Source organism: Kosakonia sp. S42, assembly GCF_016624785.1.
Lineage (GTDB): Bacteria > Pseudomonadota > Gammaproteobacteria > Enterobacterales > Enterobacteriaceae > Kosakonia > Kosakonia cowanii.
Genome location: NZ_JACVTW010000002.1, coordinates 1 through 23462, shown reverse-complemented (window position 1 = coordinate 23462; position 23462 = coordinate 1). Strand labels below are relative to the sequence as shown.

The following is a 23462-nucleotide window of genomic DNA, read 5'->3' as shown; positions in this document are numbered from 1 at the left end:
GCAGAGTAAAGGTTATGACCGCACCTGTCACGGTGCGGCCGTTACTGCTTCCACGCGCGCATTTTTACCGACCACTTTGCCCTGCTGGTCTTCAATCCAGTAAGCGATCCTGGCTTCGCCGGGCGCGGTGGGGGTTACCGAAACCTCTTTCACCATCTGGCCGGAGTCCGCTTCGAGGGTCAGCGGCAGCTCACCGCTCTCCAGGCTGTTGTCGTTTTGCGTGATGCGCCACTTTAGCGTGCACTTTTCGCAGGCCGACCAGCTATCGTTAATTGCCCACAGCCGCAGGATATTCGCTCTATTGGTCTTCCAGTTTGCCGTGACCGGCTCGATAGAGGGCAGCAGCGGTTGATAGGCGGTTTGCAGCGCGTAATAGCCCGCTTTCGGCTGACGCAGATAGTCAACAACGCCCCAGTTTATCGACGGCCAGGTCTCGACAAACATAAAGTGGAACAGGGCGGTAACCGGTTGATAACGCTGGCGGCGATAGCTCTCTGCCGCCATTGCAACCAGCTCCGCCTGGTAGCGCTGGGTATTATCGATGGTCTGCTGAATATTCTCGCCGCGCGGCACGTTGGCAAAACCAAAGGTCTGGAACGGCTGGAAGTTGTGGTACTTCCAGCGATCCCAGCCGGGATCTTTCGCATCGGTACTCTTCGGCCACATCTCGCTGGCGGGAATAATGGTCTTGAGGGTGGAGAGGCGCGGCAGTGCTTGCGCGCCAAACTCGGTGATGATGCCGGTTTTCGCCGGAGCCAGCACATCGCGCATGGTGCCGAAGTACCACCCCTGCCAGTAGTGCTCCTCCACGGCGGAGTAGCGGTGCACGATACGCGAGGTGTCCTCGGCCAGCGCGTCCGCCACTTTCTGCGTCAGCTCGCGGTTAAGATCTTTATTCCAGTCTTTAAAGCGTTTCTCCATCCACGGCGAGTTCCACGGCGGCTCGTTGTGTCCACCCCAGGCGACAATCGCCGGGGAGTTGCCGAACTGCGCCACCATCTCCCGCGTCTGGCGCGCGGCGTTACCGGCAAACTCGCTGCTGTTGTTATAGCCCCACTGCAACGGCACATCCTGCCAGATCATCAGCCCCATCTCATCGGCGACGTCATACAGCGCGCGCCCGGCGACATGACCATGCACGCGTATCGCATTGGCGTTCATCCCCGTTACCAGTTCGAAGTCCTGGCGATACCTGGCGCGCGTCATGGTGCCGAGCCACGGCGAGCCGATATAGTTGCTGCCCTTCACAAACAGGCGCTTATCGTTGATGCGCCAGCCTTTGTTATCCGGCGCTTCCTCCATTTTGCGCAGGCCGGTGCGCGTGACGGCGGTATCCATCACCCCTTGCCGATCGATCAGCGAGGCGCGAACGCGGTAGAGGTTGGGTTTACCGTGGCCCACCGGCCACCAGAGCCTGGCGGCTTCCATCGGCAGCGTTACCGTCAGCACCTTGCTGTCGCCCGCCTCAAGTGTGACGGGAAACTCCTGACGGTAGTCACGACCATAAAAATTATCCGGCTTCGCCGCCAGGCGCAGCGTCACCGGCCCGGCCTGTTTCGCCCGGTAGCGGATCTCGGCGCGCAGCATCGGCTTCGTTAGCCCCTGTTGCCACTGCGGGCGCAGGATGACTTCATCGATTGCCGCCCCGCGGCTAAGGTGCAGCCGGACCGGGGCCCAGATGCCGCCGGAGTTGGCATCCTGCCCCTGCGCCGACCAGGCACCGCCAGGGCGGGTGTCATGCTGGTTCAGCACCCCTTTGACCATCGTTTTATGCAGCGGCCAGATAGTTTTTGGATCTTCAAACGGGCTATCGACGCGCACCGTCAGCTGGTTATGGCGGCGTAGCGCCTGGCTGACATCGACCGGGAAGCGCTGATAATAGCCCTCATGGTGTGCCAGGCGCTTGCCGTTCAGCGTCACATCAGCCAGGTAGTCGACGCCGTCAAACACCAGCGTTGCCAGCGTATCGGCAGACTGTTCTGGCAGGGTAAAGCTGTGGCGGTACCAGAGCGCGCCCTGGTGATCCAGCCCATCGCTGTACCAGTTGGCGGGCACGCGCAGGGTGCGCCAGTCGGCGCTGGAGGCGCTGACGCCATCGAAAGCGGGATCGTTGGCATCGTGCACGCGCCACTCTCCGGCAAGGGACCAGGTGACGGGCAGCGCAGTGGCGAAAGCCTGGGGTGAGAGTAAGAGCGACAGCAGCAGCGCGTTACGCATCATGGTTTGCCTCCCGGCGTTGCAGCCACGCCTCAACGCGCACAAACTCCTCGCGAAGCGTCGTGTGCAGGTTATCCAGTGCTTGCTGATCGAGGCTGATGGCCTGGCTCTCAAGCTGATGCAGCAGCTGGCTCAGACGGGTGAAATCGAGGGCGATCGCCTCGCCGCGCAGTTTATGCGCCGCGCGCCGCAGGCCGTCGCGATCGTTGGTATGGATGGCATCGGCAATCGCGGCCTGCATCGTCCCGACGCTGTCGGCAAACAGCACCAGCAGCTCGTTAACCAGTTCAGCATCGTCGGCGCACTGGGCGAGCAGGGCGCTCTGCGTGGGCAACCCGTCATCGTCCTGTTGCGTAATGCGGGTCAGCTCATCGTGCAGCGCCTGCTGGCTTACCGGCTTGGCGATATAGCCATCAAAGCCCATTGCCAGGCAGCGCTCTTTATCACCCTGCATGGCGTGCGCGGTCATGGCGATCACCGGCTGGTGGCTGAGAGTGTGCATCCGTTCCTCTTCGCGCAGCAGGCGGATCGCCGTTTCGCCATCCATGCCGGGCATTTGCAGATCCATCAGGATCAGATCCCAGCCCCCTTCATGCCAGCGATCGAGCGCCGCGCGCCCGTCATCGACCACCTCGGCGTGGTGGCCGAGCCGCTCCAGCAGACGCAGCGCCAGCTTCTGGTTCACCAGATTATCTTCCGCCAGCAGAATACGCAGCGCGCTGGCTGCCACTTGCGGCGCGACAGGTTGTTCGACGGCAACAGGCTCCGGCAGGCGACCCGGTGCCAGCACGCTGGCGATCGCCTGGTTTAGCTCGCTTTGTGCCACCGGTTTATGCAGGTAGTGGGCGATGCCGATGCGTTTAAGCATCCGCGCATCGAAGTGGCGGTTCATGGAACTGAGCATAATGATGCGGCTCTGGCTCGCCTGCGGCAGCACCGAAAGCTCCAGCGCCAGCGAAATGCCGTCCATCTCCGGCATCTGCGCATCAAGCAGGATCAGCGGAAAGGGTTCGCTCTCTGCCGTCAGGCGCAGCGCCTGGTGAGCGTTATCGACGCAGTGCGGCACCAGCCCCATCTGCGTCAGCATCGTCTCCAGCAGGCGCAGGTTGGTGCTGTTATCATCCACCACCAGCACCCGCTCGCCGCTAAAACGCGTCATCTGCATTGCCGCCAGTGCGGCAGGCTGGCTTACCAGCGTTAAGCTGAACGCGAACTCGCTGCCCACGCCCGGTTCACTGGTTACAGCCAGCTCGCCGCCCATCATCTTCACCAGCCGCGCGGAGATAGTCAGCCCCAGCCCGGTGCCGCCATAGCGGCGGGTGGTGGAGCTGTCTGCCTGGCTGAAGGCTTCGAAGATCGCCTGCTGCTTTTCGGCGGGAATGCCAATGCCGCTGTCGCGCACCGCAAAACGCCAGCTACCAGATTCCTCGCCCGGCGAGATGGCGAGCACCACTTCCCCCTGATGGGTAAATTTCAGCGCATTGCCGAGCAGATTGGTGAGGATCTGCCGCAGCCGGGGGCCATCGATGGAGACGACCTCCGGCACGGCGGGATCGATATCGACCAGCAGTTCAATGCCTTTTTCACTGGCGGCGGGCATATGCGGGCGGATCAGTGCCTGGATAAAGGGGCGGATCTCCAGCGGCTCCTCATCGAGAATAATTTTCCCCGCCTCGATTTTCGAAAAGTCGAGAATGTCATTGATGATATGCAGCAGCGACTGTGCCGAACTCATCACCAGCGAGAGGTACTCGCGCTGCTCGCTGCTGAGCTGGGTGTCGAGGCAGAGTTGCGTCATGCCGAGAATACCGTTCATCGGCGTGCGTATTTCATGGCTCATATTCGCCAGAAAGGCGCTCTTCGCTTCGTTGGCGTCGCGTGCCACCTTCGCCGCCTCAATCGCCAGCAGCTCCGCCTCTTTACGGCGGGTGATATCCTGCAACGTGCCGACCACCCGCTCCGCGTCGCCCTGCATGGTCAGCGTTACCACCTGGCCGGAGAGCAGCATCCAGCGCCACTCCGCGCTCTGATGGCGAACGCGGATTTCACACTCAAACACCGGAACGTGGTGGCGGGTTGAACCCTGCATCGCCTGGCGCAGGCGGGCACGATCCTCTTCATGTACCAGACTGAGCAGAAAGCGCGCCGGATGGTGCCACTGGCTGCGCGGAAGGCCAATCATCGTTAGCAGCGTGTCGTTGACTTGCAAATTGTCGGCCGAGATCTGCCAGTCCCAGATGCCAATATGAATAGAGTCGGCGGTGAGCAGGAAATCATCGTGCAGCTGCTGGCGCGAACGCTGGGCTTCATCCAGTTGCGTGATGTCGCTGTGCAGGCTGACGATGCTGCCATCCGCCAGGCGCTGGTGCTGAACAAACAGGCGGCGCTGCCCGGCCTGGCGCACTTCGCGGTGGTTATCCTGGCGGCAGTTGCGGATGATCGCCTCGCGCAGCGTCTGGCGGCGGCTCGGGTCGGTGTTATAGGCCGCGTCGATAAACTTCTCTGCCAGGCTTTGCAGCGTCGCCCCCGTCTTTAGCCCACCGGCCAGCGCCGGATAAAACGCCTCTACATGCGCATTCCACGCCAGCAGCCGCCCGTGGCGATCGTAGATGAGCACCGCCGCGGGCAGGGCGTTGAGGTCAAAATGGCAGGCTGTTGTCATGACGCCTCCCCGGCCTGGTAGTGCAGTTCCGCCTGGCGGCGCAGGTACTCCAGCCCCGGCGCAATCGCCATCGCCCACGCGGTCAGCGTCTCTTCATCACACTGCGGGTCGCGCTGGCGCACGGTGATTAACATCGCTTCCCGCCAGAGGGCAAAAAAGCGCGGCGGCAAGCGCAGGCCGTCGGTGCTCTGCTCGCGCGCCAGCCGCTCAAGGAAATCGGGTACAAACAGCGCGCCGTCGACCGCCAGCATGGCAAAGAAGCTCTTATAAACCAGCTGCTGCCCCTCTTCACTCCCAAAGCGGGCGAAGTGCTGCTCCGTCTCCGGCGACATATGCATAAAGGTGGTGTAGAAGGCGTTAAAGAAGGCGCGCTTCTCATCATCAGGGAAGACGCGGCTCAGACTCGCTTCAAAGAGATCGCGGTAGAATTTCATGGCGCGGCCCTCGGGGTGCGTTCACCCGGCAGGCATAGGCCGGGTTTGTTAAATTCATCTGTCGTGCGGCGCACGAAATAGCTCTCATCGTCGATTAAACCGTCGCGAAAGAGCGGCCCGCCGTTGGCTTTGTAGAGCAGCGCCTCCAGCACCATCGCGTTGGTGGAGAGCGTCACCATTTTGTTGATATCGCCTGTCGCTTCAACGCGCCCTTCAAACCAGCCGCGTTCGGGGTCGTTCAAGTGTTCCGTCACCGCCATCAGAGCGTTGGTGTAGGCGGTGTCCCACAACACCCACAGCGTAAACACCGCTTTGGTCGTCACCTGCGCCAGCCGCGGGTAATATTTGCCGTCATCGCCGAGGGTATTCCACGCATAGCCATTTCCCCACACGCTATCCTCCACGTGCCACGGTGCCTGCGCGAGGGTGAAGTCGGCGCGGGCGGTGAGGGTCTTCTCTTTTTCCCAGCGCGTTTTCTGTGTCAGCCAGACGCCCTGCGCCCGATCGCGCAGCAGAGTTTGCACCTCATCACTCAGCCCCGGCGGCTGCCAGCCAAACTCCAGCCCCGGCAGCATCGCTGGCACCGTTGAGAGGATTGACGGCTGCCAGGTGGTGCGCGGATCGCGGGCATCCACCGGCAGGCTGCGCTGGTAGATGATGACGTTTTTCGACGGCGGCGTGAGCGCTTTCCCGGCCGGGAAGCCCCACAGGCGGAAGGCGCTGGCGGCATATTCGCTCTCGCCGAGGCGCAGCTCTTCGCGCACCACCGGCTGGCCGTTTTGCAGCGAGGCGGACCACAGCTCGCCTTCGCTATCCATGACCGGGCAGAAGTTCCAGCGCAGGATCACTTTGTCGAGATACTCGCGGTACTGCGGTGCACGCTCGGCGGTCAGGCGCAGCGCCAGCATCAGCCGCGCCATATCTTTTGCCGACCAGCCGCTCTTCACCGGCTTGCCGCTAAAGTCGACGATGGTCGCCGTCTGGCTGGAGTAGAGCCTGCCGGGCGTTCGGGTATCGGTGAGCATCAGCCGGTTGAGGGTGCCGAGCAGGCGGGTGAGGCGCGCGTCAAACTCCTTATCATCAACCAGATCGAGATCTTTTGCCGCCAGCAGGGCGATAAGCGTGTCGCCCATCTGCCACAGCGTAACGCGCGGCTGCTTGTCGCTGCCGTTGACCAGCCCGGTTTGCGGTTGGGTGTTATTAACGAAGTAGCGCCAGGCAATAGTGGCCCACTCGCGCTCCTGCGGCGTCAGGCTGCTGACGCGCGCGGTGGTGTTCCACGCCCCTTTCGTCAGCCAGCGCCAGCCTGCGCCGCCCTCGCTAAATAGCGCAAAGGCGGCGGCGACTAGTAGCAGAAGGATCGCCAGCCAGCGAACTACGGTTTTAGACATTGCGCAGTCACCGGCGGCAGCTTCACAGGCTCATCCGCATTACAGGAGGCGCACTGGCACGCCTGGCAGACAGGTCTCGTGCGTTGGGTGGTGCCGGTCTGCTGACACCAGTTTTTCACCGACGGCGTGCTCTCAAGGAACGGTCGGTTACGGCGGGCGTTGTTCTCCTCAAACAGATCGACCAGCTTCTTCTCCCACAGCGATGGGGCGAAGTTGCGGTTTTTCGGGTTATCAGTGTTGAACTGCAGCAGCTTGCCCTCTTTTTTGAACAGCAGCGCCTCAAGCATGATGCCGTTGTTGTTGGCGGTGAACTCTTTGATCGGGCCGTCGCCATTCTCATACAGCCCTTCGTAGTAACCCTTGCCCTCTTCGTTGGCGTTCTCGATGGCGCTCATCAGGCGATCGGTGTAGGGCGAATCCCACAGCACCCACATGCCGAGCGCCGCTTTCAGCGAGACGGCGGCGGCGCTGGGCATAAACTGCCCTTTATCGGTGATGGTGTTCCAGTCATAGCCATCGGTGTAGACCGTGTCATAGACGAAGTAGGGGGCTTTATCGAGCTGGTGCTCGGAGCGGGCGGTGAGCACGCCGGTAATGGTGTAGCGGTTCTCCTGCGCCTGGTAGACGCGGTCGGCGAAGTTTTTCATCCACGGATGGGAGTAGTTGCGCGGGCTGTTGTTGCGATCGTTCGGGTTATCAAAGCCGAACTCAAGGCCGTAGAGCAGATAGGATTCAGTCACCACATAGTTGTGCTGTGAGGTGGCACGAGGATCGCGCGTGTCGTACGGCACCAGCACGCAGTAAATTTCCGCCAGCTCGTAGGGCTGCGGTCGGCTCGCCTGGCAGGTGTTGAAGCCCCACAGCTGGAAACCGGCGGCGCCATACTCCTCATACCCGAGACGCCCCTCCTGCACATACTTCGGCTGACCGTTTTCGAGGTAAGCACCGTAAAGCGTGCCGCACGGGTCAACAGCATGGCTAAAATCCCAGCCCAGCACGATGTTATCGATACTGTTGCCATACTCCGGGTAGCGCTCTTTGATTACCTTCAGCCAGATCAACATGCGGCCGATATCCAGCGCCGAGAAGCCAATCTCGCCCGGTTTGTTGGTGTAGTTCACCTTCTGCGCGGTGAGGGTGTTATAGGCTTTGTTGGGCAGTTCATTGCGAAACAGATCCAGCTTGTTGATGGTGGCGAGGATCTTCAGCATCCGCCGGTCAAACTCCGCTTTATCGATAATCCCCAGTTCGCGTGCCGCCGTCAGCGCAGCAAGGTAGGAGCCGCTGTCCCACATGGTGGTGGAGGGGTATTTGTTTACCGCGTTAACCAGCCCGGTGGTGGGCTGGTAGTTGGCGACAAAGTATTGCCAGGCGTTTCTCGCCATCGTCATCTCTTGCGCCGTCAGCTTGCCGCTGCGCGGCGCATAGTCCGATGCCGGAAGATCGCCGGCGCGCGCCTGGCTCAGCGTCATCCAGAGCGCCATAAACCCGGCCAACAGGGGAAAAAAGAGAAGTGCTTTCAGCTTCATGGCGTAGCTCCTGCTGACGAAGGGGAACGGGGCGCGGGATTAAAACAGGCCAGGCACAGCATCTGGCCGTGGGCGATATAGGCCAGGCTCTCCAGCACGATGGCATTGGTGTCGGCATCAATCACACTGTTCACGCTGTTATTGAGGTTATGCCCGCGCTGCCACCCTTTGCCCGGCACTTGCAGCACCTGCGCTTGCTGGCGCAGGGCCTCGCTCCAGCTGTTACGAAACAGGGCATACCAGGCGAAGGCCGAGCGGGTCGAGGTGATCGCCGTCAGCTCCGGCGGCGCATCACGTAGCGCCTCGTTGTCGATAGGCTGGCGGTTGGGCAGGTCATTGATAAAGTCCGGCGCGGGTTCGGCATAGTCGGTGCTGATAGGTGGTTTACGCACCCGCAGGCTGTGGCGGCGCTGCTGGATCTGCATGATACGAAAGGCGATTTCGGCGCTCTGTGCATCAAACCCCAGCTCAAGGCCAGTTAACAGATAGGGGAGGCTAATCAGCGAAGGCTGGCGTCCCCACGGCGTGCGCAGCCCCTCATCGGGCACCATAATGCCGTCGATATCGATCATCTGCTGCCCTTCCGGCGGGTTGGTCACCGCCAGCCCGGCGGCGCTGTCAATCAGCCGCAGCGTATGGCTGGCATAAAGTCGATAGCCAAAGCTGTTGCGCGGCTCGTCGCTTGCCAGCGCCCAGTGATGCAGCGGCGCGGCGGCCTGCGTTGCGCCGCTGGTAACGATAAGCGCGCCCACCTGCCAGCGGTTAAAGAGATCGCGCACCGCCTCGGCGTGCTGCGGCGAGCGCCAGAGCAGGGTTTGCAGCGCCACCAGCAGGCGGCCCATGCCGATGGCGGAGCTTTCCGGCTTGCCAAGAATTTTCAAAGTGTCGGAGTGATAGTAGGCCGCCGGCACGCCCTGCGGCGTAAGCGGCAGCCCGCCGAGGGTTGCCAGCGCATTGCTGATGCGTGCATCGCTCTCTGCTTCGCTGAGGATGTGCAACTGCTGTGCGGCGATCACCGCCAGCAGATAGCTGCCCGCGCTCCATAAGCTGAACCACGCCTGCCCATCCTGCGCATTCGGCAGGCCGTTGGGTTGCGTATTGTTGACGTAATATTGCCAGGCCACGCGCGCCCAGATCGCCTCCTCAAAGGTGAGCGCACGCGAGGTGGGCAGCGGCGGGAAATCTTTACTGAGCGCCATGCCGCCGCTGCTCTCAACGCGGGTCGGCATCTGTTTTTCCACCCACACCACGATGGCGAAGCCAAGCAGAAAACCGAGCAGGATAGTGATGTAACTGCGTGCAGAAAGCAGTGCGTCGCGCGTTCTCATGTTCGCGCCTCCTCTTCGTCCGGCGTCCAGATGGCGGCGAGGATCAGCGGCAACATCGCGGCGATGTTGACGGCACCCCAAAAGATATTGATGACATAGCCAGAAGGGTCATCCACCTGGCCGCGTGCCACCTGAATGCCGCCCCAAATCAGCCCGGTCAGGGTGAGCAGCACGATGGCGATTTGCGGTTTTACCAGGTAGAGAAAGCGCCCGGTCTGGCGCTCCTTCGGCGTAACGTGAAACTTGATCTGCTCCCCGCGCAGCACCGTATTCAGCGCCCGCAGGTTCATCGAGAAGAAGGAGAGGTAGGACGCGCGCCCATCCCAGGCGGAAATACCCCATGTGCCAAACATAAATGCCAGCTCCGAGAGGATAAAAAAGGGCAGGAAGTGGAGATAAAAGGGCGTCGACCAGGCCGACACCGGCGGAATGCCGGTGAAGAGGTAGATAATCGGCGAAATCAGGAAAATGGCATTCCAGACGCAGGCCATATAGGACCAGAAGGTGGTGGCGTACATCAGGGTTTGCGGCAGCGAGAGCTTAAAGCGGCGGCGGCTGAAGATATTGTCGTGAAACAGAATATCGAGCGATCCGGCGGCATACTTAAAGCGCTGGATCATCCACGTCAACATATCCTGCGGCGATAACATTTTTGATTCGATACGCGGGTGCATTACCGAGCGCCAGTTTCGCGCCGCATCGCCATGCAGCAGGATCGAGGTGTAGATATCTTCCGAGACGTGGAATTTATAGGGCGTCAGTTCGGTATCGAAGGCGACATGGGGACGCATCGCGTCCTGGAGCGCCTCGCGGGTGGCGGGATCGCGGATATCGCGCGTATGGTGGTCGATCTCCTCCTCCACCGTCCAGACATAGCTGCGCAGCGCTGCCTGCATCACCGCTTCGCGCCGGTGCACCGACGCCGCGCCGCAGCAGAAGGCGGCGTTGGCCCAGTTACGGCGGCGCAGGATCACATCGTAAAACATGCGCGGATCGTTAAAAAAGGGATCGCGGCCCATCGTTACCGGGCCGACAATTTTCTGCGCCAGCCAGCCAAAGGCGTAGCCCACTTTGCCGGTTTTTCGCTCCAGCCAGCGCGAGAGGTTCTCCCCGGCGGGCAGGTCGTAAAACCATTGCGGCGTCTGCACCCATGCCACATCCGGGTTGCGGAAGTAGCCGAGGGTATGGGCGAGCAGGGTCGGGAAGACGCGGGTGTCGGCATCGCAAATCACCAGAAAATCGCCGTCGGTCTGCTCAAGGCCGTTGCGCAGGTTACCCGCTTTGTAGCCAATGTTGGTCTGCCGGGTAATGTAATTGACCCCCTCTTCATCGCAGACGGCTTTCATCTCCGGGCGTCGCCCATCATCCAGCACGTGCACGCGGTAATCGAGGGGAAAGGGGTACGCCATTTTCATCGCATCGCGGATGGAGAGCCTGACCAGCTCAACATCTTCGGAGTAGGTAGCGATAAAGAGGTCCACTTTCACCGGACGCGGTTCGACCGCTTCATCCGCGCCCAGGCAGTCATTGATCTCCTGTGGCGGCGGCGCTTGCGGCGGATCCTCCTCCTTCCACAGGTTGATGGTAAATAACACCGTACCAATCCACGCCAGCGTTTCCGCTAATACCAGCGGAATGGCGTACCACAGGGCATCCATATTCAGCGACGCCGTCCAGCGCCAGTAGATATAATTCGCACCCAGAATCAGCGCCGCAACCGCTAATATCTGCCAGGTAATCATCGCCCAGCGCGGCGTTTTCAGCGGCTCGGGCGGTTTGCGATCTTCAAATCGGGAAAAGTAGAAGCCCATAGCGGTTGTTATCTTTATTCCGTAATAATAAGAAATCAGATAATACCCAGGCGGACCTGTTTCGCGGCCTGGCGTAATAACTTCCCGGTAAAACAAAAAGTAATGTAAGTGTAGATGGCTGATTAAAAGTTTCCAGCAAAGCGCAACGCGGAATAATTCGTTGCAGTTAATTTAATATCAATTTGAACGATTTTTCGCGCTGCGCTTTTCGCCTCGCTAACATTGCCAGTCAGGCGTATTTAAGCTATCTAAATAATTTCCCTGTTGTTTTATTGCCGCACTTAACAGGTTACTTTTATGAGCCAGATGGCACCCGCGCTAACGCAAAAAGATAACGTAGAATCAACGGCATGGCGCTATTCTGTTGCCGGTAACCGCGATTTGCGTATCGATTTAATGCGCGGTATTGCGCTGGTGATGATGGTAGTGGCGCATACGGAAGTGATGTCGATATTTAATATATTTTCGTGGGAGCGTTTTGGCTTAACGACCGGTGCCGAAGGCTTTGTTATTCTTTCCGGGTTTATGCTGGGGATGCTTAATCGGGCGCGGCTGCAAAAAGCGGCGCTATTAACGATTTGCTGGGGATTATATCTGCGGGCGTGGAAAATATATCGCGTTAATATCATCATCATATTGTCGATGCTGCTACTCGGTTTTTTGCCTTTTTTAAATGTGTTTGAAGTAACCCACTTTACCGACCGATTTTCTGGAACATCGTGGTCGCTTTATCCGGTGACGCCGCAAATAAAAGAGACATGGTTTAACATCGTGCTCTATTTGCAAATCGGGCCGCACCAGACGCAAATCCTTGGCCTCTATATTTTCCTGCTGTTATTAAGCCCGCTCTTTTTGGCGCTGCTTAAACAGGGCAGAGTGTGGTGGTTATTGAGCCTCTCCCTGCTGGTATATGGCTGCTGGCAGCGCTGGCCGGTGCGGGTGACGGTGTCCGAGTTTGAGTTCGCCTTTCCACTGCTCGCCTGGCAATTTATTTTCGTCCTCGGCATGAGCTGCGGCTGGTACAAAGCCGAGCTGCTCTCGCTGGCGCGCACGCCGCCGGGCAAAGTGGTGATTGTGGCGCTGGTGATCGTTGCGCTGATTTTGGCCTTCGTTGCCCAGAACCACACCAACCCCTTTATGCCGCCGGAACTGCTGATGCATGTGATTCCACCTGCCGATTTCAACGCGTTTTACCACACCTGGGCGGCGAAAAACGGTCTTGGCCCGGTGCGGGTACTGAATGATATCAGCCTGATGGTGACGGTCTATCTGCTGTTGACCTGGGGCTGGCGGCCCATCTATCGCCTGACCGGCTGGTTTCTTATCCCGCTGGGTCAGCACTCGCTGTACGTCTTTATTCTGCATGTCTATGTGGTGCTGGCGGTGAGCCAGTTCGTCACCTTCGATCTCTGGCGACAGGCGTGGATCGTCAACACGCTGGTGCATGCGGCAGCGCTCGGCGTGCTGTGGCTGCTGGCGAAATACAATGTTGGCGCGCGCTGGATACCTAACTGAGGAAAGGCTTAATGCGGGAGAGATATCTACTGGCCTGCGCGCTGCTCGCTACCTTACCGGCAGCGAATGCGGCGCAAAAGAGTGAAGCGGAGAGCGAGTCGTTGCGTGACAGCAATGGCGACCCGGTGCAGGTCGGCGTTTTTACCAGCCGCTGGGGGCGTCTTTTTTCCGGTAACAACAAACCCTTTTCCGGCGCGCTCAGCTTTGGTACTGGCCTGAAAGAGCAGTGGGTAACGATCCCGAACAGTTCCAGCAGCGCCGAGCAGAAAAGAAAGGTGAATCAGACCGTTAACCTGAGCCTGCAATACTCACCCTACAGCTTCTGGTTTGCCAATATCACCACCCGCGTGCCGGTGACGGATACCAGCCGCTACACCACCGATTTCCGCTACAGCTTTGGCTATGACGACTGGCATGCCAACACCGTTAGCCTGGTCTACAGCAACTATGGCGATAACCACTTCTGGACGTCGGGCAGCAAGCGCAAAACCTATTTTGAACAGGGGGCGGTGACGCTGGCCTATAAATTCTCACTGCCGAAACCCGTTGAAAATAAGCTACTGATTAACAAAGGCGATTCACTGATTTGCCAGGTCGGCTACAGCTGGGTGCCGCGTTACTACGATCTGAAGAGTAACGATATTGAGCAGAACAAAAACGTGGTGCTTGGTGGCTGCGGTTACACCTTTAAACAGCACTTCTTTGTGCGCGCTACCGCTTTCTGGTTCCCGGATCGCAGCCAGCAGCAGCCGTGGAACGGCGATTACAGCTACAGCTTTGGTTATGCAGGCTACACGCCAGGTTCCTTCTCGTTGCAGTACGCCAACTTCGCTGGTACGCGCTACCCCGGCCATAAGAGTGGCAATGGCAAATTCCGCGAAGGGACCGTCAGCCTGATCTGGTTTTTACCGTTATAAGGAGCCGCCGTGGCCCAACAGCATGTGCTTGTGGTGGAGGATTCGCCCATTTATCGCCGCCTGCTCTCACGCATGCTGGCGCAGTGGGGCTATGTGGTCAGCGAAGCGGAAAACGGCGTCAGCGCGCTGGAGATACTGGCGAACTCACCCGTCAGCATGGTGATAAGCGACTGGGAGATGCCGGAGATGGATGGCTTAACCCTGTGCCGCGAAATCCGCGAGCGGCAGTTTGGCCACTATATCTATCTGATTTTGCTTACCGCGCGGGAGAACCCTGGCGATCTGGCGCAGGGGTTTGATGCAGGCGCAGATGACTTTCTCAGCAAGCCGGTGGAGCAGAGCGAGCTGCGCGCGCGGCTGCATGCTGGTTCGCGCATTCTGGCGCTGGAGGCGACGCTCGCGGCACGCAACGCGCGGCTCAGCGAGGCGCTACAGCAGATTGAGCAGGATCTGCAAGCCGCGGCGCGTATTCAGCACTCGATTCTGCCCGCCCACCAGTTGCGCTATCACGACTACTTTTCCGACTGGCTGTTTCTGCCCTCCGCGTGGGTCTCCGGCGATGTGTTTAACCTCTTTCAGCTAGACGATCACCTGGGCTTTTACTGTGTCGATGTTTCGGGCCACGGCGTCGGTGCCGCGATGATGTCTCTTGCGGTAGCACGGCAGTTTTTGCAGGGCCGCGTGGTGGAGCGTTTCCTCTTTTCTGCTGATGGCAGCGTCGCCTCGCCCGCCGACGTGGTGAGCATGCTTAACAGCCGCTTTTGCAGCGAAGAGGCGGAGATCATGAGCTATTTCACGATGATCTATGGCGTTATTCACATGCCGAGCGGCAAAGGACGGCTCTGCCAGGCCGGTCATCCGACGCCGTTTATCGTCTCAACCGCGGGCGAGGTCACGCCGATTGGCAGCGGCGGCGCGCCGGTTGGGCTGATGCCCGATCTCAACTGGGATGATGTCGATTTTGAGCTGCGCCCCGGCGAGCGGCTCTGCCTCTTTAGTGACGGCATAACTGAATGTGAAAACCCTACAGGCGAGCAGTTTGGCCCGCAACGCTTGCAGCAGTGGCTGCAACAGCACGTTAACGAGGCTATCGGCGCGCTTCTGCCACAGTTTGGCCAGCACTTAACCGGCTGGCGCAACGGCGAGCAGATGGCAGATGATGTTTCCCTGTTAATCATTGAACGAAATGGAGAGAAGTGATGAATATCGATAGCGAACGTCAGCCGCAGGTGACGATCCTTACGCCAGCGATTCGACGGCTGGATGCCTCCGTTTCCGCGGCTTTTAAAGAGGCGATCGCCCGCGAGATGGGTGATGAGCCGCGTGCGCTGATTGTCGATTTCAGCAAGGTCGACTTTATTGACAGTAGCGGCCTCGGCACGCTGGTTTCATTAATGAAGATGATGAACGGCAAAGGCGAAATGGTGCTCTGCGCCCTCAATCCCGGCATTAAAAACATGTTTACCCTGACGCGCATGGATCGCATTTTTCGCATCAGCGCGGACCGGGCCGCCGCCCTGCAACTGCTTGGGCTGTGAATTATGGCTAGCGAGATAACTTTCCCCGCCTCGCTCACCGCGCTCTCGCCGCTTGCTGAGTGGCTGAACGCGCAGATGGCCCCGTTGCCTGTGGATGAGAGCTGGCGCTTCGCCCTCGATCTGGCGGTGTGCGAAGTGGCGACCAATATTATTCGCCATAGCCTGCATCAGCAGGCCGCAGCCACCTTTAGCATCGCGTTTGTCGCCAGCGCGCAGGAGGTGCAACTGACGTTTCGCGATCACGGCGAGCCGTTTCCCGCTGAACGCTTACTGGCTGCACAGCGGGAAAATGGCCTTGAGATGGCACCGGATCTGGAGAGCGGGCGCGGGCTGAAGCTGATCCTGCTCAGCGTCGACAGCTTTAATGTACAGCGGCAGGCAGGGGTAAATATCGCCACGCTGTGCAAAAAATGGGGAGTTGAAGAGGCGAGCGGCTAACTCGTATGCTCGGGGCTCGGGTTAAGCGCAAACGGGAGCCATAGCATGCGCATTGATGAGACAAGCCAAAACGGGCCAACGCTGCATATTCTCTGCGGCAAAATCGCCTCCGGTAAATCGACTCTGGCGGCAACGCTTGCGCAAACGCCGGGCAGCGTGGTGCTCAGCGAAGATAGCTGGCTGGCACTGCTGTTTAAAGAGTCGATGCGAAGCGTAGAGGATTATGTGCACTACTCCGCGGTGCTTAAGCGAGCAATTAAACCCCATGTCATCGCCCTGTTACAGGCCGGGGTAAACGTGATCCTCGATTTTCCCGCCAATACCGTTGCCAGCCGTCAGTGGATGATGTCGATTATTCACGACGCCGGGGCGCAGCATCTGCTGCACTATCTCGTGGTAAGCGATGAGGCTTGTAAAGCGCGCCTGCGCCAGCGCAATGCGGCGGGCGAGCACGATTTCGCCGCCACCGACGCGCAGTTTGAGTGGATTACCCGCTACTTTGTGCCGCCCGCCGATGAAGAGGGCTTTCAGGTGCGCCGCTATGAAGAAGAGCACCGGTAAACACCGGTGCCGTTGGTCAGGGTTAGTGGCGTTTTTCCAGCGCTTCCCATAAGCCGTGCAGATAGGTAACGCCGAGCGCACGGTCGTAGAGGCCATAGCCCGGACGCCCGGTTTCGCCCCAGATAAAACGGCCGTGATCAGGGCGAATATAGCCATTAAAGCCGTTGTCATGCAGGGCTTTCATCACCTCATACATATCGAGCGAGCCGTAGCGCGAAAGGTGCGCTGATTCATAGAAATCCTTATCCTGAATCAGCTTGATATTGCGCACATGGGCGAAGTGGATGCGCCTGCGGCGGGTAAACTCGGCGAGAATTTCGTAGACGTTATTATCCGGATCTTCGGCGATGGAGCCGGTGCATAAGGTGATGCCGTTGGCCTCGGAGTTGACGGCATTACAGATCCAGTCGAGATCGTCGCGGTTTTTCACAATGCGCGGCAGGCCGAAGATAGAGTAGGGCGGATCGTCCGGATGAATCGCCATTTTGATGCCGACCTCTTCGCACACCGGGATCACACGCTCAAGGAAATAGACCAGGTTCTGGCGCAGTCTGTTCTCATCGACATCTTTATATTTGGCAAACAGCTCCTGCACTTTCGCCAGCCGTTCTGGCTCCCAGCCCGGCAGCGCGAAACCGTTGGAATTCTCCAGCACCTCTTTCACCACTTCATCCAGTGTTTTATCGATGCCTTTTTTCTCAAACGCCATGGTCACTGAGCCGTCCGGCAGGACATAGTTCATCTCGGTCTTCATCCAGTCGAACACCGGCATAAAGTTGTAGCAGATGACTTTGATACCGATCTCCGCTAAATGGCGGATGGTTTGCTGGTAGTTGGCGATAAAGCGATCGCGACTCGGCAGGCCGATTTTGATGTCATCATGAATGTTGACGCTCTCAATCACCTCCATTTTTAACCCGGCCTGCTTAACCTGATCGGCCAGCGCGCGCACTTTATCCTGCGGCCACACCTCGCCGACGGGCACGTCATACAGCGCGCCCACCACGCCTTCAACGCCTGGAACCTGGCGAATATGCGCCAGCGGAATTTTATCTTCGACTGGCCCAAACCAGCGCATCGTCATTTGCATGCTTGTTACCACCTTTATCAGTCCATAGCTTTAACTGCCATACTAGTATTGATAGTAACGCGCAGCACGCTATCTTTTTGCGATCCTCTTCACACAACCCATTTTCGCGTTACGCTGCTTATCTAACGTTTACGTAATGCTGACAAAAGTTTCTAAATAAAGCCTTGCGCCCTGAACCATAACCGTGCGTTAATGACTCGTCGGTTTGATAAATCATTATCTCCAGCCAGTAGTCCACTAAAGTCTCTCTCATCTCTAAGTACCTCGATAGTTACTTCTTTTTGGGTCTCTTTACACGCTGATAAATAATGCCTCAGACCATTGCCGCCTAAAAAGGCCTATAACACAAAAGGGTAACAAACATGTCTAATAAAATGACTGGTATCGTAAAATGGTTCAACGCTGAGAAAGGCTTTGGCTTCATCACTCCTAAAGATGGCAGCAAAGATGTATTCGTACACTTCTCTGCAATCCAGAGCGATAACTACCGCACTCTTGATGAAAATCAAGAAGTTGAATTCACCATTGAAAATGGTGCGAAAGGCCCGGCCGCTGCTAACGTAGTGCCGCGCTAAGGACGATTTTATTACGAACCATATCCATTTCCGCTGCCCGTGCTGTCACGGGTCGCAATACAGAGTCTCCAATTTTGACGTGACTGAGAAAAATCCGGCCGGTGCCAAATGTATTTTTTGCAAATCTGCAATGATGACATTTGATAATATCGCCGCGATTATGCAGTCAAACCACGTTACGATGGAATTCCGTAAATAATAAAAAGGCCAGTTTACTGGCCTTTTTTTATGCCTCTTTTTTACTCCCCCACCAACATAATCATTTTTACCGAACGATTACTGGTTAATTGCCAGGTCATCTGCCGGTAGTGCAGCTCTCCGCGCTGTGCATGCATAAACACCCGCTCGCCGCCTTCGCGCACTACCACCTGCTGGCGCGACCAGAAGGTGCGAAACAGCTCGCTCTCACTACGCAAACTCTCAACAAAACTATTCAGGGCCTGGTCGTGCGGATAGTGCATTGCATCGGCCCGCAGCTCCGCCACAATGCGGCTGGCGCGCGGCTCCCAGTCAGCCACCAGCGTGCGCGCCAGCGGATGACGGAACATAAAACTCATCATATTCGGCTGCGGATCGCTGTCCAGCCAGCCGCTGAAAAGCGCTTCGGCTGCCCTATTCCACGCCAGCATTGTCCAGGTTAAATCGAGCAGATAGCAGGGGCACGCCATCTGCTGCACCGAGGCCAGCACCTCTCTTTCCACCGTCACCACATGCTCTTCCTGCGGGTCGTTCTGCCGCGCCAGATGGAAGAGGTAATTTCGCTCCGTTGGCTTCATTCTTAATACGTTGGCGATATTCGACAGGGTTTGCGGCGAGACAACAATGTCGCGCCCCTGCTCAATCCAGGTATACCAGGTGGTGCTGATGCCGCTGAGCTGCGCCACTTCTTCCCGCCTTAACCCGCGCGTGCGCCGCCGCCCCTGCGCGGGCAGGCCAATATCCATCGGCAGCGTGTTTTCCCGCTGGGATCGTAAGAACTCGCCCAGCGCTTTTGGCCCGGCAAAGAGGGTGTTTTCCATGGGGGGTACCTGTTAATACCAGTATAAGTAGCCATATTGTACCCCTATAAAAAGGGCCGTACAGTCTCAACTGAGCCGGTTTGTCGTCATCTATCATGAAAAGGAAAAAGAGCATGGCCGTAAATCATCATCAGTTAACGCAGCAGCAGTTTGGCGATCGGGCGCAGGCCTATTTAAGCAGCCAGGTACATTCTCAGGGGGAAGATTTAGTGCGCCTGGCGCAGTGGCTGGGTGAAAACCCGGCGGCCGCAGTGCTCGATTTAGGCTGCGGCGCAGGGCATGCCAGTTTTGTTGCCGCAGGCGTGGTGCGCGATGTCACCGCGTATGATTTATCAGAGAAGATGCTGGCCGTTGTGCGCCAGGCCGCCAGCGATCGCCAGTTGAACAACCTGCGCACCGTTCACGGCGCGGCAGAAGCGCTGCCCTTTGCTGAAGGCGAATTTGATGTAGTGATAAGCCGCTACTCGGCGCACCACTGGCACGATGTGCCGCAGGCATTACGTGAAGTGCAACGGGTGCTGAAATCCGGCGGGAAGTTCATTCTGATGGATATCACTTCACCCGGCCGTCCGGTGCTGGATATCTGGCTGCAAACCATCGAAGTGCTGCGCGATCCCTCCCACGTTCGCAACTACTCGCCGGGGGAGTGGTTGCAGATGACGCAGCAGAGCGGCCTGCTGGTCGAGAAGCTGGTCACCGGCCGCCTGGCGCTGGAGTACACCTCCTGGGTTGAGCGTATGCAAACCCCGGAGGTGCTGCGCGCGGCGATCCGCTACCTGCAACAGACCACCTCGGATGAGGTGAAAAGCCATTTCGCGCTCGACGAGCAGGGCAGTTTCACCTCCGACACCCTGATGTTTCAGGCGCAAAACATTAACGCGGGATGATCTTTTCCTGCTTCAGGCGGTCAAACAGCGCAAAGAAGGAGTCCGGCGTTGAGCGGTAGCCGGTAAAGCCTGCTTTGCGGCTTTTGCTCATATCCGTGAAGGCTTCCATCGGGCGACCGAGGTCGGCATCTGTATGCCACCAAGAGGCCAGCTTGTTGATATCCGCTTCGCGAAGCTGATACTTTTCGGCGATCTCCGTCCAGGCGGCCTGCGCCTCCTGCATGCGGTTTTCCAGCGGCATCATGCTTGCCGGATAGGCCGCCGCTTCAATGCCGAAATAGGTCGCCAGCTTAGGCCACAGCCAGTTCCAGCGGAAGACATCGCCATTCACCGCGTTGAAATCTTCATTCGCCGCCTGCTCGCTCTGTGCCGCCCAGCTCAGCTGCTCGGCCAGCAAACTGGCATCGGTAACATCCGCCAGCCCGTTCCACTGCTCGGGTGAGCCGGGGAAGATAAACGGCCACCCTTTTTCACGGCACAGCGTGGCGTAGACGGCCAGCGTCTGGCCCATATTCATCGCATTGCCGAGGGCATAGCCAATAATGGTGTGCGGGCGATGGACGCTCCAGCGGTAGCCATACTTTTCCGCTCCGGCAAAGAGTTCATCTTCCTGCGCGTAGTAGAAGTTCTCCACCGGCTGGCGACCCTGCTCCTCGCGGAACGGCGTGACCGGCACCGCGCCTTTACCGTAAGCCTCGAACGGGCCAAGGTAGTGTTTCAGGCCGGTCACCAGCGCCACGTGGCTGCCGTTAAGCCGCTCGCCGAGCGCCTCAATCACGTTTTTTACGATGGCACCGTTAACGCGGATATTGGCCTGCTCATTCTCCTGGCGCGACCAGACGCTGAAGAAGAGCGCATCAGCCTGCACCTCTTTTAGCGCCTCGTTAACCGCCGCCGCATCTGTCAGATCGGCGGTCAGGCTTTCGCACCCGTCCGGGATTGCGCCACGACCGCGCGACAGGCCGCTAACCTGCCACCCTTCGCCTTTAAGTTGTTCTGCCAGTGCGCGACCAATCACGCCACTAATACCGACTATCAATGCACGTTTTTGCATAGGGGGCTCCTTTTCTTTATCAGCTTTAAAGCCTAATAGAGAATTTAATTCTTATCTCTGCTATTAATTCACATCATTCATAACCTCAATTCAATAATGCCATGAGCGATCAACGCCTGAAAGATATCGTCCCCTTTGTCGCCAGCGTCGAAGAGGGGAGTTTTGCCGCCGCCGCAGAGCGTCTGCATCTGACCGGCTCGGCGATCAGCAAAAGCATCAGCCGGCTGGAAGCGCGCCTCGGCTCGCGGTTGCTGGAGCGCACCACCCGCCGCCTGACGCTTACGGATGCCGGGCAGGCCTATTTCCAGACCTGCATTCGCATCCTTGAAGAGCTGGCGGAAGCCGAATCGGTGCTGGCGGCGCACCGCTCTATCCCCTCTGGCCGCCTGCGGCTGGCGGTGCCGACCACCTACGGGCGGCTCGGCGTGATGCCCACGCTGATCCCCTTTTGCCAGCAGCACCCGGAGATTGATCTCAGCATCACCTTCTCTGACCGCTTTGTGGATCTCTTTGATGAGGGGATTGATGTGGCGGTGCGTATTGGGCTGGGTGGCGACTTACCGGTGTCGATTGGTCACCGGCAGCTTGGACGGGAAAAGATGGTCTTTTGCGCTTCGCCGGACTATCTGCGCCGGGAAGGCACGCCGCAAAACGAGGCGCAGCTGCTTCGCCACCGGGCGATCCTCTATGAGCGCGTCGATGGCAGCAGCAAACCCTGGTTATTGCTGACGGAAGATGGTCACCCGGAGTGGCGCAACGTGCCTTACCGCATGACGCTGGGCGATGTGGATGCGCAGCGCCACGCGCTCTGCGCAGGTCTTGGCGTCGGGCAGATGCCTACCTGGCTGGTGCATCAGCAGTTAGCGCGCGGCGAGCTGGTCATTCTGCTGCCGCACCAGCAGCCGGACGGGTTGCCCCTCAGCCTGGTGTGGCCGCGGCGTAAACAGCTGCTGCCAAAAGTCGATGCGCTGTTAAGTGCGCTCGAACAATTAGTTATCGCGCCGCCGCTTGCCCTTGACCCATGACAAGGCGCAGAGGGGCGCTCTCTTTTTATAATCAGCGCCGTTTCCCTTCTCACTGGTGTGGATCTATGGCTTACCAACTCAACCTCAACTGGCCGGAATTTCTTGAGAAGTACTGGCAGAAGCAACCTGTGGTGCTGAAAGGCGCATTTACCGATTTTGTCGACCCGATTTCGCCCGATGAACTGGCAGGGCTGGCGATGGAGCCGGAGATCGACAGCCGCATTGTCAGCCACGTCGATGGCCAGTGGCAGGCGTGGAACGGTCCTTTCGAGACCTTCGATCACTTAGGCGAGCGCGACTGGTCCCTGCTGGCGCAGGCGGTAAACCACTGGCATGCGCCCTCCGCCGAGCTGGTGGAGCCGTTTCGCGTGCTACCCGCCTGGCGCTTTGATGATCTGATGATCTCCTACTCTGTGCCGGGCGGCGGCGTTGGCCCCCATATCGACCAGTATGACGTCTTTATTATTCAGGGGATGGGCAGCCGCCGCTGGCGCGTGGGCGATAAGCTGCCGATGCGCCAGTTCTGCCCGCATCCGGCGCTGCTGCATGTTGATCCTTTCCAGCCAATCATTGATGAAGATCTTGAGCCGGGCGATATCCTCTACATCCCACCCGGTTTCCCGCACGATGGCTTTACGCATGAAACAGCCTTTAACTACTCGATTGGTTTTCGTGGGCCGAACGGCCGCGATCTGATCAGCAGCTTTGCGGATTACGCGCTGGAAAACGATCTTGGCGGCGAGCACTACAGCGATCCGGATCTCACCTGCCGGGAACATACTGGCCGGGTGGAGGAGTACGAGCTGGCGCGCGTGCGCAGTATGATGATCTCGATGATCAACGATCCCGAGCACTTCAACCGCTGGTTTGGCAGCTTTATTACCACGCCGCGTCACGAGCTGGATGTTGCACCCGAGCCGGATGATTACCCGGTCGATGAGGTGATCGGCGCACTGAAAGAGGGGCAGAGATTAACGCGTCTCAGCGGGCTGCGCGCCCTGCGCGTCGGTGACCGTTTCTTTATTAATAGCGAATGTCTGGAGACCGCCGAGCCGCAAGCCGCCGATGCATTGTGTCGTTACACCACCATTGGCGTGCAGGAGTTGGGCAGCGCGCTGGATAACCCGGCCTTTGCCGACGAGCTGACCTGGCTGGTCAATCAGGGTTATTGGTATTTCGAGGATTAATTATGCAGTTACGCGTAGGCCGGATAAGCGCAGCGCCATCCGGCATTTTGCCGTTGTGCAGATGCCGGATGGCGGCTTACAGCCTTATCCGGCCTACATTCCAGGCTGCGGGATAAGCGCATTTCAGGCAGTTACTCGTAGGCCGGATAAGCGTAGCGCCATCCGGCATTTTTCCCGTGTACAGATGCCGGATGGCGGCTTACATTCCAGGCTGCGGGATAAGCGCATTTCAGGCAGTTACGCGTAGGCCGGATAAGCGCAGCGCCATCCGGCATTTTGCCGTT

General features: G+C 58.6%; 21 protein-coding genes. 11 read left to right on the top strand and 10 right to left on the bottom strand.

Features of this window, described 5'->3' with window-relative positions:
• Positions 1–27: 27 nt before the first annotated feature.
• Genes IAE50_RS03555 through IAE50_RS03525 form a run of 7 tightly spaced genes read right to left on the bottom strand, consistent with a single transcriptional unit; the run spans position 28 to position 11372 of the window.
• A complete protein-coding gene (locus IAE50_RS03555; protein WP_200579590.1) occupies positions 28–2220 on the bottom strand; it encodes a glycoside hydrolase family 2 protein in 2193 nt (730 codons plus the stop codon).
• Complete coding sequence (locus IAE50_RS03550; RefSeq protein WP_200579589.1) at positions 2210–4879, bottom strand: response regulator; 2670 nt, start codon at positions 4877–4879, stop codon at positions 2210–2212. Before IAE50_RS03550 ends, IAE50_RS03555 begins: the two co-directional genes overlap by 11 nt.
• Positions 4876–5313, bottom strand: a complete 438-nt coding sequence (locus IAE50_RS03545) for a globin (protein WP_042718272.1) — start codon at positions 5311–5313, stop codon at positions 4876–4878. The genes IAE50_RS03550 and IAE50_RS03545 overlap by 4 nt, the downstream gene beginning before the upstream one ends.
• Positions 5310–6704 (bottom strand): DUF3131 domain-containing protein, encoded by a 1395-nt coding sequence (locus tag IAE50_RS03540; RefSeq protein ID WP_200579588.1) that lies wholly within the window; start codon positions 6702–6704, stop codon positions 5310–5312. Before IAE50_RS03540 ends, IAE50_RS03545 begins: the two co-directional genes overlap by 4 nt.
• Positions 6689–8233 (bottom strand): DUF3131 domain-containing protein, encoded by a 1545-nt coding sequence (locus IAE50_RS03535; protein ID WP_200579587.1) that lies wholly within the window; start codon positions 8231–8233, stop codon positions 6689–6691. Before IAE50_RS03535 ends, IAE50_RS03540 begins: the two co-directional genes overlap by 16 nt.
• Complete coding sequence (locus IAE50_RS03530; RefSeq protein WP_094421986.1) at positions 8230–9561, bottom strand: DUF3131 domain-containing protein; 1332 nt, start codon at positions 9559–9561, stop codon at positions 8230–8232. Before IAE50_RS03530 ends, IAE50_RS03535 begins: the two co-directional genes overlap by 4 nt.
• Complete coding sequence (locus tag IAE50_RS03525) at positions 9558–11372, bottom strand: glycosyltransferase (protein WP_200579586.1); 1815 nt, start codon at positions 11370–11372, stop codon at positions 9558–9560. Before IAE50_RS03525 ends, IAE50_RS03530 begins: the two co-directional genes overlap by 4 nt.
• Before the next feature lie 297 nt (positions 11373–11669).
• On the opposite strand from IAE50_RS03525, the gene opgC reads away from it, so the two are divergent.
• From opgC to IAE50_RS03495, 6 genes are read left to right on the top strand one after another with little or no spacing between them, the layout of a single operon-like run.
• Entirely contained in the window at positions 11670–12887 is a 1218-nt protein-coding gene (opgC, locus tag IAE50_RS03520) for an OpgC domain-containing protein (RefSeq protein WP_200579585.1), read from the top strand.
• Between the two features lie 11 nt (positions 12888–12898).
• Positions 12899–13804 carry a hypothetical protein gene (locus IAE50_RS03515; protein WP_200579584.1) on the top strand — a complete coding sequence of 302 codons (906 nt, stop codon included), beginning with the start codon at positions 12899–12901 and terminating at the stop codon, positions 13802–13804.
• A 9-nt stretch (positions 13805–13813) separates the two neighbouring features.
• Positions 13814–15004, top strand: a complete 1191-nt coding sequence (locus IAE50_RS03510) for a PP2C family protein-serine/threonine phosphatase (protein ID WP_200579583.1) — start codon at positions 13814–13816, stop codon at positions 15002–15004.
• A complete protein-coding gene (locus IAE50_RS03505; protein WP_042718254.1) occupies positions 15004–15342 on the top strand; it encodes an STAS domain-containing protein in 339 nt (112 codons plus the stop codon). The genes IAE50_RS03510 and IAE50_RS03505 overlap by 1 nt, the downstream gene beginning before the upstream one ends.
• Before the next feature lie 3 nt (positions 15343–15345).
• Entirely contained in the window at positions 15346–15780 is a 435-nt protein-coding gene (locus tag IAE50_RS03500; RefSeq protein WP_200579582.1) for an ATP-binding protein, read from the top strand.
• A gap of 45 nt (positions 15781–15825) precedes the next feature.
• Positions 15826–16341, top strand: a complete 516-nt coding sequence (locus tag IAE50_RS03495; protein WP_200579581.1) for an ATP-binding protein — start codon at positions 15826–15828, stop codon at positions 16339–16341.
• Positions 16342–16363: 22 nt separating this feature from the next.
• Here the strand turns inward: IAE50_RS03495 and uxuA are convergent, their stop codons facing one another.
• Positions 16364–17431, bottom strand: a complete 1068-nt coding sequence (gene uxuA, locus IAE50_RS03490; RefSeq protein ID WP_200579580.1) for a mannonate dehydratase — start codon at positions 17429–17431, stop codon at positions 16364–16366.
• Positions 17432–17793: 362 nt separating this feature from the next.
• Here uxuA and cspA point away from each other — a divergent pair, with 362 nt between their 5' ends.
• Both cspA and IAE50_RS26700 read left to right on the top strand, forming a co-directional pair.
• Complete coding sequence (cspA, locus tag IAE50_RS03485; RefSeq protein ID WP_023480861.1) at positions 17794–18006, top strand: RNA chaperone/antiterminator CspA; 213 nt, start codon at positions 17794–17796, stop codon at positions 18004–18006.
• 10 nt (positions 18007–18016) lie between these two features.
• The gene (locus IAE50_RS26700; RefSeq protein ID WP_076769157.1) at positions 18017–18205 is read left to right on the top strand and encodes a cold-shock protein; all 189 of its coding nucleotides are present in this window, start codon (positions 18017–18019) and stop codon (positions 18203–18205) included.
• A gap of 40 nt (positions 18206–18245) precedes the next feature.
• On the opposite strand, the gene IAE50_RS03480 is transcribed toward IAE50_RS26700, so the two are convergent.
• Positions 18246–19025 carry a helix-turn-helix transcriptional regulator gene (locus tag IAE50_RS03480; RefSeq protein WP_200579579.1) on the bottom strand — a complete coding sequence of 260 codons (780 nt, stop codon included), beginning with the start codon at positions 19023–19025 and terminating at the stop codon, positions 18246–18248.
• 113 nt (positions 19026–19138) lie between these two features.
• Between IAE50_RS03480 and IAE50_RS03475 the strand changes: the two genes are divergently transcribed.
• Positions 19139–19912, top strand: coding sequence for a class I SAM-dependent methyltransferase (locus tag IAE50_RS03475; protein WP_200579578.1), 774 nt, complete (start codon positions 19139–19141; stop codon positions 19910–19912).
• On the opposite strand, the gene IAE50_RS03470 is transcribed toward IAE50_RS03475, so the two are convergent.
• Entirely contained in the window at positions 19899–20966 is a 1068-nt protein-coding gene (locus tag IAE50_RS03470; RefSeq protein ID WP_200579577.1) for an SDR family oxidoreductase, read from the bottom strand. The two genes, IAE50_RS03475 and IAE50_RS03470, sit on opposite strands and share 14 nt — an antisense overlap.
• A gap of 101 nt (positions 20967–21067) precedes the next feature.
• Between IAE50_RS03470 and IAE50_RS03465 the strand changes: the two genes are divergently transcribed.
• Together IAE50_RS03465 and IAE50_RS03460 are read left to right on the top strand one after the other, a co-directional pair.
• Complete coding sequence (locus IAE50_RS03465) at positions 21068–21991, top strand: LysR family transcriptional regulator (protein WP_200579576.1); 924 nt, start codon at positions 21068–21070, stop codon at positions 21989–21991.
• 65 nt (positions 21992–22056) lie between these two features.
• Entirely contained in the window at positions 22057–23178 is a 1122-nt protein-coding gene (locus IAE50_RS03460; protein WP_200579575.1) for a cupin domain-containing protein, read from the top strand.
• The last annotated feature ends 284 nt before the right edge of the window (positions 23179–23462 follow it).